Source organism: Oscillospiraceae bacterium, assembly GCA_025757685.1.
GTDB lineage: Bacteria > Bacillota > Clostridia > Oscillospirales > Acutalibacteraceae > CAG-217.
The window spans coordinates 197,861-217,212 of record CP107220.1; the positions used below are offsets into that span (position 1 = coordinate 197,861).

The 19,352-nt window shown below is 53.9% G+C and carries 14 protein-coding genes; 11 read left to right on the forward strand and 3 right to left on the reverse strand.

Going from position 1 to position 19,352, the window contains the following annotated elements:
• Positions 1–55 precede the first annotated feature (55 nt).
• The 4 genes from OGM59_00860 (at position 56) to OGM59_00875 (ending at position 8,124) form a co-directional block, all read left to right on the forward strand.
• On the forward strand, positions 56–1,165 hold the full coding sequence (locus tag OGM59_00860) for a dockerin type I domain-containing protein (GenBank protein UYI91048.1): 1,110 nt from the start codon (positions 56–58) through the stop codon (positions 1,163–1,165).
• A 21-nt stretch (positions 1,166–1,186) separates the two neighbouring features.
• A complete protein-coding gene (locus tag OGM59_00865) occupies positions 1,187–4,282 on the forward strand; it encodes an InlB B-repeat-containing protein (protein UYI91049.1) in 3,096 nt (1,031 codons plus the stop codon).
• A 405-nt stretch (positions 4,283–4,687) separates the two neighbouring features.
• Complete coding sequence (locus tag OGM59_00870; protein UYI91050.1) at positions 4,688–6,550, forward strand: InlB B-repeat-containing protein; 1,863 nt, start codon at positions 4,688–4,690, stop codon at positions 6,548–6,550.
• A 65-nt stretch (positions 6,551–6,615) separates the two neighbouring features.
• A complete protein-coding gene (locus OGM59_00875) occupies positions 6,616–8,124 on the forward strand; it encodes a fibronectin type III domain-containing protein (GenBank protein ID UYI91051.1) in 1,509 nt (502 codons plus the stop codon).
• 210 nt (positions 8,125–8,334) lie between these two features.
• Here OGM59_00875 and OGM59_00880 read toward each other — a convergent pair whose 3' ends face one another.
• Together OGM59_00880 and OGM59_00885 are read right to left on the reverse strand one after the other, a co-directional pair.
• Complete coding sequence (locus tag OGM59_00880) at positions 8,335–8,901, reverse strand: hypothetical protein (GenBank protein ID UYI91052.1); 567 nt, start codon at positions 8,899–8,901, stop codon at positions 8,335–8,337.
• A gap of 16 nt (positions 8,902–8,917) precedes the next feature.
• The gene (locus OGM59_00885) at positions 8,918–9,592 is read right to left on the reverse strand and encodes a hypothetical protein (protein ID UYI91053.1); all 675 of its coding nucleotides are present in this window, start codon (positions 9,590–9,592) and stop codon (positions 8,918–8,920) included.
• A gap of 112 nt (positions 9,593–9,704) precedes the next feature.
• Between OGM59_00885 and OGM59_00890 the strand changes: the two genes are divergently transcribed.
• Positions 9,705–11,102 (forward strand): D-alanyl-D-alanine carboxypeptidase, encoded by a 1,398-nt coding sequence (locus OGM59_00890; GenBank protein UYI91054.1) that lies wholly within the window; start codon positions 9,705–9,707, stop codon positions 11,100–11,102.
• Between the two features lie 81 nt (positions 11,103–11,183).
• A complete protein-coding gene (locus OGM59_00895; protein ID UYI91055.1) occupies positions 11,184–12,515 on the forward strand; it encodes a GDSL-type esterase/lipase family protein in 1,332 nt (443 codons plus the stop codon).
• 193 nt (positions 12,516–12,708) lie between these two features.
• Here the strand turns inward: OGM59_00895 and OGM59_00900 are convergent, their stop codons facing one another.
• Positions 12,709–13,452 carry a YebC/PmpR family DNA-binding transcriptional regulator gene (locus OGM59_00900; GenBank protein ID UYI91056.1) on the reverse strand — a complete coding sequence of 248 codons (744 nt, stop codon included), beginning with the start codon at positions 13,450–13,452 and terminating at the stop codon, positions 12,709–12,711.
• A gap of 203 nt (positions 13,453–13,655) precedes the next feature.
• Between OGM59_00900 and OGM59_00905 the strand changes: the two genes are divergently transcribed.
• The 5 genes from OGM59_00905 (at position 13,656) to OGM59_00925 (ending at position 19,351) form a co-directional block, all read left to right on the forward strand.
• The gene (locus OGM59_00905; GenBank protein UYI91057.1) at positions 13,656–14,909 is read left to right on the forward strand and encodes a serine hydroxymethyltransferase; all 1,254 of its coding nucleotides are present in this window, start codon (positions 13,656–13,658) and stop codon (positions 14,907–14,909) included.
• A gap of 6 nt (positions 14,910–14,915) precedes the next feature.
• On the forward strand, positions 14,916–16,046 hold the full coding sequence (locus tag OGM59_00910) for a CDP-glycerol glycerophosphotransferase family protein (protein ID UYI91058.1): 1,131 nt from the start codon (positions 14,916–14,918) through the stop codon (positions 16,044–16,046).
• Entirely contained in the window at positions 16,046–17,239 is a 1,194-nt protein-coding gene (locus OGM59_00915; GenBank protein ID UYI91059.1) for a PLP-dependent aminotransferase family protein, read from the forward strand. Before OGM59_00910 ends, OGM59_00915 begins: the two co-directional genes overlap by 1 nt.
• 14 nt (positions 17,240–17,253) lie before the next feature.
• The gene (gene trpS, locus OGM59_00920; protein ID UYI91060.1) at positions 17,254–18,267 is read left to right on the forward strand and encodes a tryptophan--tRNA ligase; all 1,014 of its coding nucleotides are present in this window, start codon (positions 17,254–17,256) and stop codon (positions 18,265–18,267) included.
• Positions 18,268–18,586: 319 nt separating this feature from the next.
• A complete protein-coding gene (locus tag OGM59_00925) occupies positions 18,587–19,351 on the forward strand; it encodes a hypothetical protein (protein UYI91061.1) in 765 nt (254 codons plus the stop codon).
• Position 19,352 lies beyond the last annotated feature (1 nt).

Below are 19,352 nucleotides of genomic sequence, written 5' to 3' on the forward strand. Positions count from 1 at the left end.
ACTTAAAGTACCCGGGCGGTGCTTCGGCACCGCTTGGGTCACACTGATTTTGATTATGAAATTGAACAAACTGAAGAGAACACTTGCTGCTTTCTTATCGTTTGTATTGATTTTGACCTTAACCTCTATAACCCCGCTGGCTGCCCAGGGTACCTTGGGCACCGAGCAGCCCCACCTCTCCTGTACCTTTACGGACAGCGAGGGCCGGGCGGTAGACGGCAATGCACTGTCTGCCGGGGATTACACCGTATCCTTTACGCTTTCCGGTATGCAGTCCTTTGCCGTGATGCAGTACACCATGTCTTATGACGCGGCTGTGCTGACGGTCAACGGTCACAGTGATCTGCTGTCGGACAGTATGCCGGATCAGCTGCGGGGCCTTGGCGCCGCCGGTGTGCTGGTGCAGAATGGGACCATCAACTTTGGTTTTATCACCAGGGTGGACCAGACCGCAACGACCACCGCCATTGATGCGGCGGGTCAGCTCCTTTTGAAGTTGCAGGTCACCGTTGCTACGGAAGCGCCTGTGGACTTTGCAAAGATTGTGACCTTGGATACGGACCCGAACCAAACCTTTATTGAGGCAGATTATGCGGATTATGCCGATTATGGCACGGCTGACCAGGACTGTTATGCACTGGTCACCGCCTTTGACGGCTATACCGCAACGTTGTATCCTATGACAGCGGATCTGTCCCCGGCCACCGGCCATGCCGTTACCGGCAAGGTGCTGGCGCTGGCCAATACCAGCGGCAAGGTGGCAGGCAGTGCATTTACCGTCCCCGGTTGTGATGTGCTGATCAATGGGGAAGTTGTGGCAACTACCGGCGCGGATGGCGTATTTACTATTCCGTCTTTGGCAGCCGGTACTTATACCGCTACGCTGAGATACGCCTACGGCTATGACCGTGACATTAAGATCACGGTTGCTGACACTGATGTGGATCTCGGCACCTACGGTATGGTTGTATGCAACTTCAAGAAAGATTCGGCTATAAATGGCACAGACTTCAATGTTTATAAGAGATGTACAGGTAAGAGTAAGAGTGACAGTACATACAATGGCGCCTGTGATTTTAATCACGACGGTGCCGTGAATGGTACTGATTACAACATTTACAAGGCATTCTCTGGTAAAATGTTGAGTGCTGAGATTTACAATTGATTATTTTAGGAGGAAACACACATGCGCAAAAGCGTAAAGAAAGTGCTTTCCGGTATTATGGCAGGTATGATGATCCTGACTGCTGCGCCCGTTTCTGCGTTGGCAGCGAATTATACGCCTGGCCAGGTTATCGAAAAGGCTGACTTGCCTGCTGCTAAGAGCCTGAGCCCGAAATTGGATGTAGTATGGACTGCCTATACCGGTAAAGATCAGGCTTTTTATAAGAATGGCGATGAGAACTGGATTACCGATGGCGCGACCGTTACTGATTTGAGTAAAGTTTCTGTGGAAGGTCAGACCGTTGGTAGCGATGGTTGCACCCTGAAAGCAAACTCTAAGGGCGAGTATTTCGTTGCTGCATCGTTCATTCTGCATGATACAGCTGGCCAATTTGGCAATGTACAGTTTAAATATGAAGTTAATTCAGCTTTGACACCAGGTGTGCGTAGCAATCCTACTACCGGCTGGAGCAAGACTGCAAAGTTACTTGCAATGGCCGATGAGGCTATGGTCGATGCTAACGGCGAAGCTTATATGACTGATAATGCAAGTGATGTAAACGGAACCGAGCAGTACATCTGCTATGGTACTCGTTTGGTTAACGATGAAGTTCCGGATGCTACATGGCAGGGCGATACTTCTACTTTGTACAACAGTGACGAGGATACTAATGTTGTTATTGATGGTATTTACATTGCAACTGTTGGCTTTAAGGTAGCTGCTGGCACAAAAATTGAAGATAGCTTGTTGACTTTCAACACCGATCCGCTGATGACCAAGTACAGTTCTATTGCATTTGGTAACGAAAACGAGATCGCTTGCAGCTACACCATGACAGGTATCTCCGAAGAAGGCGATGCTGAGGTTGGACTTTTTGAAGTACCCATGAAGGCATCTGCTCCGGAGACCAAGTCTTACACCGTTAACTATGTGACCGAGGACGGCGCTTCTCTGGGCACCGAGAAAGTGGAAGAGGGCAAGAGCCCCGCTTCTGTACCGGCTCTGCCCACTAAGGCTCCCGATGCTGCCGGCCACTACAGCTATGCTTGGGATACCGATCCCACCACAGCGACCATCTCCGCAGACACCACCTTCACTGCTAAGCTGACCACCACGCCGCATAATCCGCAGACTATGGACAGCAACATTGTGGATGCCACCTGCGGTAAGGACGGTTCTAAGACCGTGACCACCAGCTGCTCCGACTGCGGCTATGTGATCAGCGTTGAGAATAACGTGGTTATCCCCGCTACCAAGAACCACACCCCCGCTGCTGCGGTTAAGGAGAATGTGAAGCCCGCAACCTGCGAGACTGCTGAGACTTATGACTCCGTGGTTTACTGCTCCGTCTGCGGTCAGGAGATCTCCAGAACCCAGATGACCGGTGAGGCTGCTCTGGGTCACAAGTGGGGCGAGTGGAAGCATGACGACTCTACCGCTAAGGCTGAGTCCAAGCACACCCGCACCTGCGAGAATGACGCTACTCATACCGATAGCGCAGCTTGTAACTTTACTTCTCAGGTAACCCAGAACCAGACTGCTGATCAGCCTGAGATCACCACTTACACCTGTAAGGACTGCGGCTACTCCTACACTGAGGAGACCAAGCCCGCTCTGGGTCATACCCACAACTACGGCGCTCCCGTTGCTGATTACACCAGCGGTGAGGCCTTCGTTGAGGGTAAGAATTACACCCACACTGCTACCTGCACCGGCGAGGGTACCTGCAGCCAGCCTACGAAGACTGACAAGTGCACCTTCAACAATGGTGTGGAGACCAAGGCTGCTACCTGCACCGAGCCCGGCGTGAAGACCTTCACCTGCACCGAGTGCGGCGGCACCTACACTGTAGCGATCCCGGCTACCGATCATAACTGGGGTGACTGGAAGCATGTTGAGGGCACCGAGGGTGCTGATGCAAAGCACAGCCGTGTATGCGCCAATGACGCTTCTCACACGGAGACCAAGGCCTGCGACTTCACCGCTAAGGTGACCCAGGAGGCCACTCTGGATCAGCCCGAGATCACCACTTACACCTGTAAGGACTGCGGCTACTTCTACACCAAGGAGACTGCGCCGGCTCTGGCTGGTGTGACCGTAACTGTAAATGCTGTGGAGAACGGCTCTGTAACCCTGGCAGGTCAGGATGTGACCGCCGGTGGTTCTAAGAAGTTCGCTGAGAACGGCACTTACACCCTGGTTGCGACTCCCAATGCGGACTGCACCTTCGTAGGCTGGCAGACCGGTAACAAGATCGTTTCCACCGATGCTACCTACACCACCGTGGCTATCGCTGACATCACTTACACGCCTGTGTTCGCTGAGTCCGCTAAGCCCGTTCAGTTCACCTTTGTTGATATGTTCAACAACGTGATCTCTTCTCAGCCTGTTGCTTCCGGCGCAGATGTGAAGATCCCGCAGGCACCCACCTACACCGGCTACACCTTCACCGGTTGGTCCGTAGATGAGGCTGCCATTAAGGCCGCTACCTCCTCCATGACTGTTTATGCACAGTATGAGAAGGACGCTGCCGCTACCTACACTGTAACCACTGACGCTGATGCTACCGTTGCTTACGGCAGCAACTCCGCACAGGGCACTCTGGCTGACATTCCTTACGGCACCCAGGTAACCGTGTCTAAGGCCGACGCTACCGCTTGGGCTATCGACGGCAAGATCGTTGCTTACGGCGACAGCTACACCTTCTATGTTGCATCTGATGTAACTGTGAAGGCGGCTTCCGCTACCACCCAGGCTCCCGTTGTGGCTGCTGTTTCTGCCAACCAGGTTGCCGGTTCTTACAAGGTTGAGTTCGTTGCTACCCGCGCTATGGTGGATGGCTGCACTTACCTGAAGTCCGGTTTTGTGTATGGTAAGAACCTGACTGACGCTGACTTGACTCTGGCCAATGTTGGCAAGAAGGGTTCCGCTGATAACTCCGGCGTTGTGAAGGCTGCTTATGCCAACAGCACCGAGGGCAGCACTCAGTTCATCCTGAGCTATGGTATCTCCGCTCAGACCGGCACTGCCTCCGCTAAGGCATTCTTGACCTACAAGGATCAGAATGGCAAAGTGCAGACCGTGTACTCTGATGTGATGAGCCACACTTACGCTTAATCGCGTAAACACCTATTTATCGCTCCTGCCGGCGGGCAACTGCCGGCAGCGATATAAGGCAATTTAGGAATAGGAGGAATGTCTTCATGAAAGAAGCTTATTCTAAGCCTGTTGTCGACGTCAAGGAATTTCAGCAGATCGATGTGATGACCGCAAGCGGTCCTGAAATTATTGGTGGCGAAGACGACTAATTGCAATTAGTAAAATAATTGCTCGAGCGAAAAGAGCCGAGGGAGCAATCCCTCGGCTCGATTTTTTTTGCTTTATCGGTGCGGCCGGTTGGGTGCACCGGGTCGGTATTGTACGGATCGGCGGGATGACCGTCGGCTTTTTTTGTTTTTCTATGGCAATGGAGCGGCACTTATGGTACAATGAAAGCAGACGAAACGAATTGGAGGCGGCGGTATGAAAAAAATGACAAAGCGCTTGGCGTGCCTGGTGCTGGTGTTGGTAATGGCCTGCTGTGCCCTGCCGGGGGTCACTTACGGTGCCACCACCTCGGTAAATCTGAACCAGAACTACCTGTTCCGTACCCGGACGAATGCCTTTTCCTTTGGCGCTGGTGAGACGGCAAACCTGACCTTTACGCCCCAGTACACGGCGGAATACACCTTAAAGCTGTACGGCCATGTGACAGGCGGGCGGAATATCCGTGCCAGCCTGACGGATCCGGACGGCACGGTCACGGACTTTGAATACCCTAACCGTACCGGCTCTACCGTTAAGGATTATAGCCATCCGTACCTGACCGCTACCTTGGAGCAGGGCAAAACCTATACCTACTCGGTTTGGGGCTGGACGGCAAACAGTACCGGCGCAACGGTAGACGTGGACTTTACCAGCGGCGAAAGCGGCACCCTTTCCAAGGAGGTAGGGCTGCGGCTGTATCTGGACCAAACGGAATTTACTGCCTACAGCCAACAGGCGGTGCTGAATGCAATGAAGCTGCTGATTGTGGATCGCACCGGCGCCCACTTGGAATGGAAGTATAAGGATGCGATGGGTAGCCTGTTGGTAGGCGGCGCCGATGTGATCGTGGATCTGTCCGCTTGCGGTGCTTGCGGTAAGAACACGGTGCAGGTGCACTATATGGGCTACACCGCCACGGCGGATTTTAATTTGGCCCACGACTATTCTGTGCTGCTGGAGCGGGTGGCGGCTACGCCCACTGCCCGCGGTTATGACCTACTGGGATGCAGCCGGTGCAGCGCTACCACACGGGCGAATTTTGTAGATTACGACGGCTTTTGCATTGCTACCCCCGGCGCGGATATGGGCGCGCTGCTGTTTAACGATACGGACGTGACCGCCGGCGGCCGGATTTATGTAGATCGGGGCAAGGACTGCACGCTGCTGGCTCTGCCCAATAGCGGCTGCCGTTTTGCCGGTTGGCAGCAGGGGAATAAGATTCTGTCCGGCGATGCCAGTTATACCTTTACCCCGGTGGCCAGCGCCACCTACACGCCGCTGTTTTTGGACGACAGCGACCGGCTGACTTTTTTGTTTATTGACCCGTTTTCCAATGTGCTGTCTTATCAACAGGTGGACAGTGCTGCGGATGTAAAGATCCCCACGCCGCCTACCTACACCGGCTATACTTTTGTCGGCTGGTCCTACACGCCGACGCAGATCCACAGCTCCACCGGCTCCCTGACCGTGCAGGCACTGTACCGCGCCGGTGGAGCCAAGCAGCTGACCATCACCGCCCCCGGCTGCACCTTGCAGTGCGGCAGCCAAACTGCCCGGGACAGTCTGACTGTTGCCTATGGGGCGCGGGTTGCTGTGTCTGCGGCAGATGCCAAGGGCTTTTCAGCCGATGGGCGGGTGCTGGGTTATGGCAGCCGGTATAGCTTCTATGCGGTTGCCGATTTGGCGCTGGAGAAGCGCACCGATGATCTGACGCCGGTGCCCTCTGTGTCGCTGCTGTCCGCCCAGTTGCAGTCGGATACCGGGCGGGTGATGTTTGCCGCCACCCGGTCCATGGCCGGGGAGGGGAACCGACTGGTGACCTCCGGCTTCCTGTATGGCAAAAATTTGGCAGACGATGACCTGGTGCTGGAGATGGCCGGTAAGCCGGGCACCGGTACGGACGCCGGCACGGTGCGCTGCGCTCAAAACCGCTCTACGGAGCCGGAAGGTCAGTTTGTGCTGTACTACGGCATTTCCGCCCATGTGGGCACTGCCGCCGCGCGGGCGTACCTGACTTATGCAGACGCAGACGGCGCCCTGCACACGGTGTATTCCGCCGTGCTGCGCTATACCTATTGACAGACCTTTCCTGTTTACAATCTGCCCGGCCTGTGCTACAATAAGGGCAGCAAAGGAGTGCGATTATGAAAAAAACTATACGCCTGGGCAGTTTTCTGCTGGCGTTTCTACTGCTGGTGTGCACCCTGCCGGTGACGGCGTGGGCAGCGTCAACATCATATGATTTAAGCCGTGCCTTGTTTCGTTCTGCTGAGACCCAAAAAAATGTAGTTTCCTATGCAAAAGGCGAAAAGGCCACGCTGACCTTTACCCCTCAGTACACGGCGGAGTATACTCTGAGCTTTTTTGTACACAATCCGAAGGGCGAAAGCGGACGCAATGCGCACGCAAGTTTGACTTTCCCGGGCGGAAAGGTGCAGGAAGGGGAGTATCCATACCGTCCCAACGCCAAGGATTATAGCAGACCTTATATAACCGCCACCTTGGAAAAGGGCAAAACATATACCTACCATGTTTGGGGCTGGTCGCCTTTCAGTGAGGGTTCCGATGTAGATATTACATTTATCAGTGGTGCAAGCGGCGCGCTGACGGAGGAGCTGGGGCTGCGTGCTTACTTGCCGGACAAGACGTTTTACAGCTACGATCCCCAGGCGGTGCTCAATGAATTGAAACTGCTGGTGGGATTTAAGAACGCTACCCAGCCCTTGGAATGGTGTTATAAAAATGCCGGCGGTGTGCTGAGCATTAACGGCGTCGATGTGATCGTGGATATGTCCGGCTGCGGCGCCGAGGGTATGAATACCATGGCGGTGTACTACCAAGGCTATCGAGCCGAGGCGAAATTTAAAATCCGCAGTCACGAGCATAATTACGAGGCGGGGGATTCGGTACTGCCCACCTGCACCACCGCGGGCTACACGCCTTACTTCTGCACCATTTGTGCAGATGAGGTGCACCGGGATATTGTACCGGCGCTGGGTCATAATTACAAAGAAAAAAGCCGTGCCTTGACCAAGGCCACGACTTCTAAGGACGGCAAGCGGACAGCAACTTATGCTTGTACCCATACCGGCTGCAAGGCCACATACACCAAGACCTTGCAGACATACTATAAAGCCAACAACATCAAGCTGAATAAGACCGCCTACACCTATAACGGCAAGGTGCAAAAACCGTCTGTGACCGTGAAAAACAGCAAGGGCAAAGCCCTGAAGAGTACGGATTATAAAATCTACTACCCCAAGGGCATGAAGAATGTGGGCAAATACACCGTGAAAGTGACCCTCAAGGGCAATTACAGCGGTACAAAGAGCCTGACCTACAATATCAATCCAAAAGGCACCGGCGTATCTAAAGTCACCGCTGCCAAGAAAGGCTTTAAGGTCACCTGGAAAAAGCAGGCTACCCAAACCACCGGGTATCAGGTGCAGTATAGTACCAGCAGCAAGTTTAAGAAAGCCAAGACGGTGACGATCAGCAAGAATAAGACGACTTCTAAGAGTGTCGGTAAGCTGTCCGCCAAGAAGAAGTATTATGTGCGGGTACGCACTTATAAAACCGTAAAAATCGGTGGCAAGAGCGTAAAGCTCTACTCCGGGTGGAGTAAGGCCAAGAGCGTGACCACCAAGAAGTAATATATTCTCGTAATTGCCGCCCGCCAATCCCTCCGTCAACGCCTTGCGGCGTTGCCACCACCTAACCGGTGCCCGTCCCCTCTGTCGCATTTTTGCGACTGAGGGGATAAAAGCGGGCAGATACGATCCGCCCCTACCGGTTCAATCGCATTTTCATAAAATAAACAAGCCCCCGCATTCGTTACGAATGCGGGGGCTGTTTTTGATGTATTATTTGGTCTGGCCATAGCGGTGGGCGTAATCCTCAATGCGGGCGAAAAGTTCGTGGGCAAAGGCCTCCTGATTTTCTACGGAAACACAGATTTGCTTGCCGTTTAGCAGGCGGATCTCCGTATAATACTGATAATCGCCAAAGTCCACCAGCATACTCCACTTTTGCCGCATCCCCTGGCTGCGCAAGTTTAGGCGGCTGTTGTACACACTGGCAATATCCTTGTACATGATGGACACGGTGGGGCGGAATCGCTTTGTAAACAGAGAGTGCATAGTGATCTCTAAATGATCCTTATACAGTGTGATACCCTTAAAGCCGGTGGCGTATTTGATGGATAACACAAGGCCGATAACACCGCAGACAAACAAAACCCATAGCAGTGGCTCAAAGGATATGTATTTATCCAAATCCGCCATAAACATAATGCTGATTATGATGTGGAGAAACAAAAAAGGCGTGATAAAATTAGCTACCACATAAGAGCAATGCTGATACCCGGCAGCGGCTTTGTTGGCGTACCGGAAAGCATAGAATGATGGGATCGGGAATTGACTTTCTTCCATTTCTTTTTCTCAAAGGTTAAATCTCGATGAATTCGTTAAACACGGCGGTCATTTTTTTGCTGACCTCCAGGTCGGTGTGCAGGCTGCCAAAGTACCAGTGCATATACTCCACCTGCTTCATCAGCTCTTGCAAGTAGGTGTTCAGCGGGGTAATGTGCACGCCCTTGTTGGTGTGCAGCTTTAAGAAGTCCTTGGCAATGGCCGGCGCCTCATAGGTGAGCACATAGTTGACGGCGTACTTATACTCTCGCAGATTGTCTTGGCCGTTTTTCAGGTCCTCGGCGGTGGGCAGCTCCGCTTTCCACCAGCTGACCCCGTCCTCTCGCATATCCTTGTCCTCGCTTTCGCCGCCGCCCATCACAAAGAAGGTCTTGTTCTCAAACATAAACATTTCGCCCCGCATTAGGTGGTAAATGTTGTCGGCGATCTTGTGGGTGTTGCCGCCTTTCCAGCGGTAGGGGGTATAGCTGTCCAGCATATCAAAATTCTCATGCGCGCCGTCTAAAAAGCAGATGGTGTACTTGCGCTTTTTCAGCCACTCCAGGTTGCGCTTTTCCTTGGGGTCGTTGGGGTTCCAAAGAAAGCCAAAGTCGCCGCAGACGATGACAATATCTTTCTCTCCCAGGCGCTTGAGTTTAGGGTCTTTGAAGTGGGACAGATCCCCGTGGGTGTCCCCGGTAATGTAAATCATAATTCGCTCCGAAAAATTCAAAAAGTTTTTACGCATTTGGGCTTTTCAATTCGGCCCAAAGATGATAGACTAAGTATTATAATATCTTTAATTGGTTCAGGTGTCAAGTTCCATGAAAAAAACTGTCTCTTTCTTTTTATCTTTCGTTTTGCTGCTGTCCGCCGTGTTCTGCGTGCCAGGCTTTTCTGCCTCTGCCGCAGTGTATAAGCCGGACCGTAAGCTGTATTCCCAGGCCTATATGCTCCTTAGCCTGGATGATCCGTCCTTCCCTGTGGTGGCGGAGAAAAATCAGGACAAGCGGATGTATCCGGCTTCCCTGACCAAGATCGTCACCACCATGGTGGTGCTGAATAAAGTGAAGAACCTGAGCCAAAAGACCAAGGTGAGCCAAAGTGCCTACGACGCTGTGCTGGGCACCGGAGCACAGACGGCCGGGCTGAAAGTGGGGGAGAGCCTGACCATTGAACAGCTGCTATATCTTACTATGGTCCATTCAGCATGTGACGCCTGCCATGTGCTGGCGGAGTTTGTTTCCGGTTCTACGGACGCCTTTGTGGCGGAGATGAACAGCTGGGTTCAGTCCCTGGGGTGCAAGAATACCCATTTTGTGAACCCGGACGGCCTCCACGACCCCAACCACTATTCCACCGCTGCCGATCTGGCGAAGATTACCTTAAAGGCGCTGCAAAACGACACCTTTGAGAGAATCAGCACCACCGTGCAGTACAAGTACAAGAATACCACCTTTACCCACACCAACTTAATGCTGCAAAGCGGCTATGTGTCTTACTATTACGAGTACGCCAGCGGCATTAAGACCGGCTCCACCGAGGAGGCGGGCTACTGCGTGATCACTAAGGCATCCAAGGACGGCTACAACTATTTGGCTGTGGTGCTTGGCGCACCGGTGATCGACTATAACAGCGACGGCTATGTGGAGAAATGCTCGTTTATTGACGCCGCGTCCTTGTTTGACTGGGCCTTTGACTCGCTGAAATATACCACCCTGGTCAGCGCAAATGATGTGATCGACGAAGTGCCGGTAGAGAATGGCAAGGACGCGGACGCAGTGCAGCTGATGGCAGCGAAAGATGTAAACACCATCGTGCCCGCCGGGCTGGACAAATCCGCCGTGATCATTCGGGCGGTGGATAAGCCGGAGAGCGTGCAGGCCCCGGTGGAAAAAGGACAGAAGATCTGCAAGGCGGAGATCGTCTACGCAGACCAGGTGGTGGCAACGGTGCAGCTGGTGGCTGCCAATCGGGTGGAGCTGTCCACATTCTTAAAAATTCTCAACGCCGTTAAAGCGTTTTTCTCCTTGACGGTGGTACGGATTGTACTGGGCGCTGCCGTGCTGTTTGTGCTGGTGTATCTGTACCTGTTTATCCGTAACGCCCGGCTGAAGAAAAAGCGCCGGGCAGAGAAAATGCGCCAGTACGAGGAAATGCAGACCTCCGGCTCCGCAGACCGCAACGATCCGCCGGATCTGCCGCCCCCGGTGCATAGATAATGAAAAATACGGCGTAGCCATACGCAACATACCCGGCACAGTTCCTCACTTGTGCCGGGCTTTTTAGAAAGAGGGATAAAGATGAAAGGAAAACGCAAACGCATTTACCGCCTGGTGGCGGTGTGCCTGGCGCTGCTGGTGGCTTTTACCGGGCTGCTGACCGTGCAGGCGGCAGGGGTGGCTAAGCCCACCAAGCTCAGCGCCAAGGCCAATGATAATGTATCTATCACCCTGCAATGGACGGCAGCTAAGAAAGTCAGCGGCTACCAGGTGTATATCGCCGGGTCCAAAAGCGGCAAATATACCCTGCTGGCCACCACATCTGCGACCAAGTACACCCACAGCAACTTGAAAGGCGGCAAGACCTATTATTACAAGGTGCGCGCCTATAAGACGGTGAAGAAAAAGAAGCAGTATTCCGGTTACACGGCGGTGGTGCAGGCCATGGCGGTGCAGTACGCCGCCCAAAAGAGCCTGCAAAGCCTGAACAGCAAGGTGGACGGTATGATCCGCCGGGTGACGGCACTGGAACAGAGCAAGACCGTGGGCGATCTGCAACAAACGGTGCTTCGCCAGGAACAGCTGCTGGCCGATCAGCAAAGCGCGCTGGAGACCTTGCAGCAGACCGTTGCCATCCAGGATGACAGCTTGCAGTCTTTGCAGCAAACGGTGACCGCCCAGTCCCAAAAAATTACAGATCTGGAGCAGCAGGTGCAGGCGCTTTCCGGCGCAAAAGCCTACTGGCAGGGCAAAAAGTGGGTGGCCTTTGGCGACAGTATCAGCGCCGGCTTTCAGCTGGACGATCCGGACACCCAGCTGTACTCTCGGCTGATCGCCAAGGATTTAGGCTTGCAGCTGGTCAGCGGCAGCATGCACGCCATGAACAGCATGGGTTATACGGTGACTGCAGGTACCGCAGTCGGCCAGCACAGCATGCCGGCTTATGTGAATGCAGACAAGAATGAAGATGCGGATTTGGTTACCATTTTTGCCGGCACCAATGATTTCGGTCGTTCGGTGGCTATGCCTTTGGGCACCATGGCAGACGACGCCAACACGGAGAGCTTTTACGGCCGGTTAAAGTATACATGCGATTTGCTTAGCGCCAAGTACCCGAATGCGCTGGTGATCCTGGTAACTCCGCTGCCCCGCCACGATTGCGCGGATGGTACCAAGGGCACCGTAGAGCCGACCAAAACCTTAGTTGATTATGCAGACGCCATTCGCCAGGTGGCGGCGCTGTACAGTTTTCCGGTGCTGGATTTGACTCGGGAGAGTGGCATGCAGATGCGCAGCAAAGCGTTTCGCACCGCCTATATGGCAGATAACATTCACCCCAACGCTGCCGGTCATGCCAAATTTATCGCCCCGTCACTGGAGCGCTTTATCCTCCAGCATACCCCGGTGATGTGAGAAAAGGTTGTTTCGTTTTTTATCCCCTCAGTCAGCTGCGCTGACAGCTCCCCTTTATTACATAAAAGGGGAGCCAAGTTTTACAATTTTGCCTCTCTTGTGTAAACGGTGGCGGGATCGTCCTGTCCAATAACCCTCAATATAGAAAAAAGAGTTCCCCAATCAAAGGGAACTCTTTTCGTTTTGTTTGGCTTTAGCCCTCGTATTCGTCCTCGTTTTCCCAGTTGTGCCAAATGTTCTGCACATCGTCGTTGTCCTCGAACATCTCGATCATCCGGGCCATCTTCATCATATCGTCCTGGCTTTCCAGGCGGGTGTAGGTGGTGGGGATATACGCCGGCTCAGAGGAAAGGATCTTGTAGCCCTTGCCCTCCAGCTCGTCCCGCACGGCACCCACATCGTTGGGCTCGGTGCGAATTTCAAAAATATCCGTATCATCGGTCAAGAAGTCGGCAGCGCCTGCCTCCAGTGCGTCCTCCATCAGCTGATCCTCGTCCACATCCTCGCGCTCAATGACGATGACTCCCTGGCGGTTGAACATAAAGGTCACGGAACCCTGGGTGCCCATATTGCCGCCGGCCTTATCAAAGTAATGGCGAACCTCACCGGCGGTGCGGTTGCGGTTGTCGGTCAGGGCCTCTACCACCACGGCCACGCCGCTGGGACCGTAGCCCTCATAAATGATCTCCTCATAGTTGGCGGTGTCCGTCTCGCCGGCCGCCTTCTTGAGCATACGATCAATATTGTCGCCGGGCACATTATTCTGCTTGGCCTTGGCGATAATGTCCTTTAACTTGGTGTTTACACTGGGGTCCGGGCCGCCCTGCTTTACGGCAACGGCCAGTTCGCGCCCGATCTTGGTAAAGACCTTGGCTCTGGCGGCGTCGTTGGCGCCCTTTTTGCGCTTAATGGTGCTCCATTTGGAATGTCCGCTCATCCAATCACTCCTTCAGTCTTAGTCTAAAATACCCGTCAATTTTACCACAAAGCCCCGCCAATATCAAGTGCAAAATCCGTATTCAGCCGTCGAGCGGGTCACTTCCCGGTGGAAATCGCAACTTTCTGTTGTATATGCTGCTAAAATATGGTATGATAATGCGTATAAGTTCTAAGCAAAAACAAAGAACGGAGGACGATTTTATGTATTCGGATTACTATGATTCCATTGCCCAGGTGGCAGGTGCGGACCCGGAAGTTGCTGCGGCAATGAATCAGGAGCTGCAACGCCAGCGGGATAATATTGAGCTGATCGCATCGGAGAACCTGGTGTCTCCCGCTGTGATGGCGGCCATGGGCTCTGTGCTCACCAACAAATATGCCGAAGGTCTGCCCGGCAAGCGCTACTACGGCGGCTGCCAGTATGTGGATGTGGTGGAGAAGATTGCCATTGAGCGCGCCTGCAAACTGTTTGGTGCCAAGTATGCCAATGTGCAGCCCCACTCCGGTGCCCAGGCCAACACGGCTGTCTATTTTGCTTTGCTGAAGCCGGGTGACACGGTGATGGGTATGGCGCTGGACAACGGCGGCCACCTGACCCACGGCTCTCCCGTGAACATCAGCGGCAAGTACTTTAACTTTGTGCCCTACGGCGTCAATGACGAGGGCTTTATTGACTATGCGGCATTTGCCAAGCAGGTGAATAAAGTGAAGCCCAAGTTGATTGTGGCCGGTGCCTCCGCCTATCCTCGGGAGATTGACTTCCAGACTATGGCGGATATTGCCCATGCCAACGGCGCTATGTTCATGGTGGATATGGCTCACATTGCCGGCTTGGTGGCAGCGGGTCTGCACCAAAGCCCGGTGCCTTGCGCCGATGTGGTGACCACCACTACCCATAAGACCCTGCGCGGTCCTCGGGGCGGCCTGATCCTGTGCAACAATCCCTATTTGATCAAAAAGCTGAATTCCGCCGTGTTCCCCGGTACCCAGGGCGGCCCGCTGATGCACATTATTGCCGCCAAGGCCGTGTGCTTTGGTGAGGCGCTGAAGCCGGAATTCAAAGCCTACCAGCAGCGGGTGATCGACAACGCCAAAGCACTGGCGAAGGGACTTACCGACCGTGGGCTGAACCTGGTGTCCGGCGGTACGGACAACCACCTGTGTCTGCTGAGCCTGATTGGCACCGATGTGACCGGCAAGGAGCTGGAGCACCGGCTGGACGAGGTGCATATCACCCTGAACAAGAACACCGTGCCCAACGAGCCCCTGTCTCCCTTTATCACCTCCGGTGTGCGGATCGGTACCCCGGCAGCCACCACTCGTGGACTGAATACGGAGGATATGGACAAGATCGCCGAGTATATTTACCTGGCCATCACGGACTTTGACAATCAAAAAGAGAACATTGCGGCGGGCGTGGCAGAAATCTGCAAAAAATACCCGCTCTATGCGTAAAATTTTATGAAAATTCTGTTTGTTTATCTGTTTCAGGCGCTGCTGCAGCTGATTTATCTGCCCTTAAAGGCGTTTTGTAAGGTGCAGGATCAGGTGGTCTATCTCTCTCGCCAAAGCAACGAGAAGAGTCTGGATATGCAGCTGCTGGAACAGGCCATAGAGGAGAAAGCCCCCGGCACCCGCCAGGTGTTTCGGCTGCAAATGATGGAGGACGGCTTTGCCGGCAAGCTTCGCTATTTCGGCCATTTGGTGGGGGATATGAAAGCCCTGGCTTCCTCCAAAGTGGTGATCGTAGACACTTACTCCATCGCCGTGTCCTGCCTGCGGCATAAAGCCGGCGTGCAGGTGGTGCAGATGTGGCACGCACTGGGGGCTGTTAAGAAATTCGGCTTGCAATCCCTGGGCACCAAGGAGGGGCGGGACGCCCGCTTGAGCCACGCCATGCACATGCACCGAGGTTACGACTATGTGTTGTGCCCCTCGGCAGCCACCGCTCGGTTTTATATGGAAGCCTTTGGCTGCCCGGCGGAGAAGATCAAAATTTGTTCCCTGCCTCGGGTGGACGATATTGTGACTCCCAAAGAGGGACTGGCTCAGCGCTTTTATGCAGAGAACCCGGGTCTCAGTGACCGGCGGCTGGTGCTGTATCTGCCCACTTTCCGAGATCGTGAGGCCTATGTGGCCCAGGAGCTGAAATTGGCCTTTGCGGAGCAGGAGACCTACCGGTTGGTGGTGCGTACCCACCCGCTGAGCAAGGTAAAGCCGGATCCGGAATTCAGTATCCACGGCAACTACTCCACCTATGAGTTGATGCAGTTGGCAGATGCCATCGTGACGGACTATTCCGCCTGCGCCTTTGAGGCGTCCCTCTTAATGAAACCCCTGTATTTCTTTGTGCCGGATTATGATCTGTATATGCGGGATCGGGGGCTGAATGTGGACTTGCGGCAGGAGATGCCTGCTGCCACCTTTACGGACGCGGATGCGCTGGCAGACAGCCTGCGCGCGGCGGCTTATGATTATGACGCGCTTTATGCGTTTCAGTCCAAATATGTGGAGAATACCAAGAATAATAACGCAGCCATCTTAGCCAACTTTGTGCTGACTTTGCTGCAAAAGAAGGACAGCGATTCTTAATGGAATACACATTTTCAAACAAGATCTCCGCACTGCAACCCAGCGCTATTCGAGAGATTTTAAAGGCTACCGCTGACCCGGCCATTATTCCGCTGGCAGCGGGCAACCCGGCGCCGGATGCTTTTCCGGTGGACGAGGTTCGGGCCATTACCGCCGATATTCTGCAAAAAACGCCCATTGACGCCTTGCAGTACGGCGTGTCCGAGGGGTATCAGCCCCTGCGGGACACAGTGCGGGACTGGCTTGCCCGTCGGGAAAAGATCGGTACCGATGGGGATGATTTGCTGATCGTCAGCGGTGCGACCCAAATTATGGACTTGGTTACCAAGGTGCTGTGCAACGAGGGCGACACGGTGATTTGCGAGGAACCGTCCTTTATCGGCTCGCTGAACTGCTTCCGCTCCTACGGTTGTAAGCTGGCCGGTGTGCCTATGGAGGCAGACGGTATGGACACCGCCGCTTTGGAGCGGGTGTTGCAGGAGAACCCGGGCGCCCGATTTATCTACACCATTCCCAATTTCCAAAACCCCTCCGGCGCCACCATGAGCCTGGAGAAACGGCAGCAGGTGTACGCCCTTGCCAAGCAGTATGGTGTGCTGATCCTGGAGGATAACCCTTATGGCGATCTGCGGGTGGCCGGTGAGCCGCTGCCCACCATTAAGAGTATGGATACGGACGGCATTGTGATCTATGCCGGTTCCTTCTCCAAGATTTTGTCCCCCGGTTTGCGTGTAGCCTACTGCGTGGGTCCCAAGCCGGTGCTGGCCAAAATGACCGTGGGCAAGCAGGCGGAGGATGTGCATACCGCTATGCTGAATCAGATGATCGTGTACCAGTGGTTCCGGCAGTATGATGTGGACGCCCATATTGAAAAGATCTGCGGCATTTACCGCAAAAAGCTGGAGCTGATGTGCAACTGCATTGACAGTGATCTGGGCGATTTTGTAGAGTATGTGCGGCCCCAGGGCGGTCTGTTCATTTGGTGCAAGCTGCCCGGCGATGTGGATATGCTGGACTTTTGTAAGCGTGCCATTGCCAAACAGGTGGCTGTGGTGCCCGGCAACGCCTTTATGATGGACGACAAGGCAGTCAGCCACCATATTCGGCTGAATTTCTCCACCCCGTCCGATGAGGCTATTGTGGCCGGTGTGCACCGATTGGGTGAAGTGGCTGCCGATCTGCGCAGCAAATAAAGGAGCAAAGAATTATGTCTGAAGAAGTAAAAGTAGAACGGAAAAAGCGCAGCCTGTCGCTGATTCAGCCTACCTCCATTCCCACCTTGGGCAATTACCTGGGGGCGATGAAGGGCTGGAGCGCCTTTCAAGAAGAATATGACACCATTTACGGCGTAGCAGACCTGCATTCCATTACCGTGCGCCAGGACCCGCAAAAGCTGCGGCGGCAGACCACGGAACTGTACGCTATGCTGTTGGCTTTGGGTTTGGATCCGGACAAGGGTATTGTGTTTATCCAGTCCCATGTGCCCACCCATTCCCAGCTGGGCTGGCTGCTGAACTGCTACACCCAGTTTGGCGAGTTGTCCCGTATGACCCAGTTTAAGGACAAGTCCAAGCAGCACGCAGACAATGTGAATGCCGGGCTGTTTACCTATCCCTGCCTGATGGCGGCGGATATTTTGCTGTACCAGTCGGATATTGTGCCGGTGGGTGCGGACCAAAAGCAGCATTTGGAAATTGCAAGGGATATTGCAGAACGCTTTAACGGCATTTACGGCAAGGTGTTTACCGTGCCGGAAGCCTACATTCCCAAGAGCGGCGCCCGGGTGATGAGCCTGCAAGACCCCACCCGCAAGATGAGTAAGTCCGACCCCAACCCCAAGGGTACGGTGTACCTGACGGACGAGCCCGGCGTTATTATGAAAAAGTTCCGTTCTGCGGTGACAGACAGCGAGATGAGTGTGCACTACGGCGAGGGTAAGGACGGCATCAACAACCTGATGACCATTTACGCCGCCGTGACCGGCAAGACGATGGAGACCATCGAACAGGAGTTTGCCGGTAAGGGCTACGGCGACTTTAAGACCGCTGTGGGCGAGGCGGTGATCGCTGAGCTGGAGCCGGTGCAGCAGCGCTTTAATCAGTTTATGCAGGATAAGTCCTATTTGCAGGCATGCTGGACCAAGGGCGCGGACCTGGCCCAGCGGGTCAGCCAGCGTACACTGGATAAGGCCATGAAGAAGATCGGCTTTTTGCTGAAATAAAAATGTGCAAGGGCGCACACCGGCAGCACCGGCGTGCGCTCTTTTATTTTGTCCATGCGGGAATATGGGCAATTTCACCAATTTGTAAACATATTTTTGGGCGGTTTGCCGTTGACCTGCCTATAAAATGTGTGTTATAATAAACTTGCATTGTATATATGTATGTAATAAGTGCGTATATACCGGATTGCCGATACGCCCTGAGAGGGCGGGCGGCGTGTCATTTTTTGTACAAATGATCTCTGTCACCCGGCGGGTGCCCTGTGCAACCCCTGCAAGAACTCTGCCTATCGCAGGCAAAACACGAGGAGGAATTATTTTGAAAGAAGCAAAAGCAATGGCTTATGTGAACATGTACGGCGTGCTCGCTACGCTGGAGAACTTGTGCCAGATCGACGACCAGGCCAAGGCCGTGCTCCGTGAGCTGAAAAAGCCGGTGTCCATCTGCTTTGATGTGACGGACGGCCCCTGCTGCACATTCAACTTCACCCAGGATGGCTGCAAAATGAGCGAGGGTACTTACGGCTGCACTTGCAAGATGAATTTTGCCAGCCCGGAGAAGTTTAATGCACTGATTGACGACTCTAAGCCCGGCGTGCCGGTAAAGGGCGCCGTACAGGTGCTCTCTTTCCTGCTGGGTCCGTTTACCAAGCTCACCAATCGGCTGACTCAGCTGCTGATGCCCAGTGAGGCGGACTTAAAGGACAGAGCGTTTTTTGAGGAGTCCACCGTTTTGACTTTCTACACCATTGCGGGAGCCATCTCTGCCCTTGCCAATACGGACAGCGTGTCCAAGCAGTCCGCGCTTTATACGGTAGACGGTGATGTGTCTATGGGCATTAAGGATGTGTGCTACGCCACCATTCGGGTCAATAACCACACGTTCCGCACCATTAAAGAAAAGGCCCAGTCTCCCCGGGCGGTGATGGAGTTTGCCACCATTGATCTGGCAAACGGTCTGTTTAACGGCACCGCCTCCACCATGGCAGAGCTGTGCGCCGGTCATATTTATATGGCGGGTATGATTTCTATGGTGGATAATATCAACCGCGTTTTGGACAGAGTTGCGGTATATCTGGGTTAAG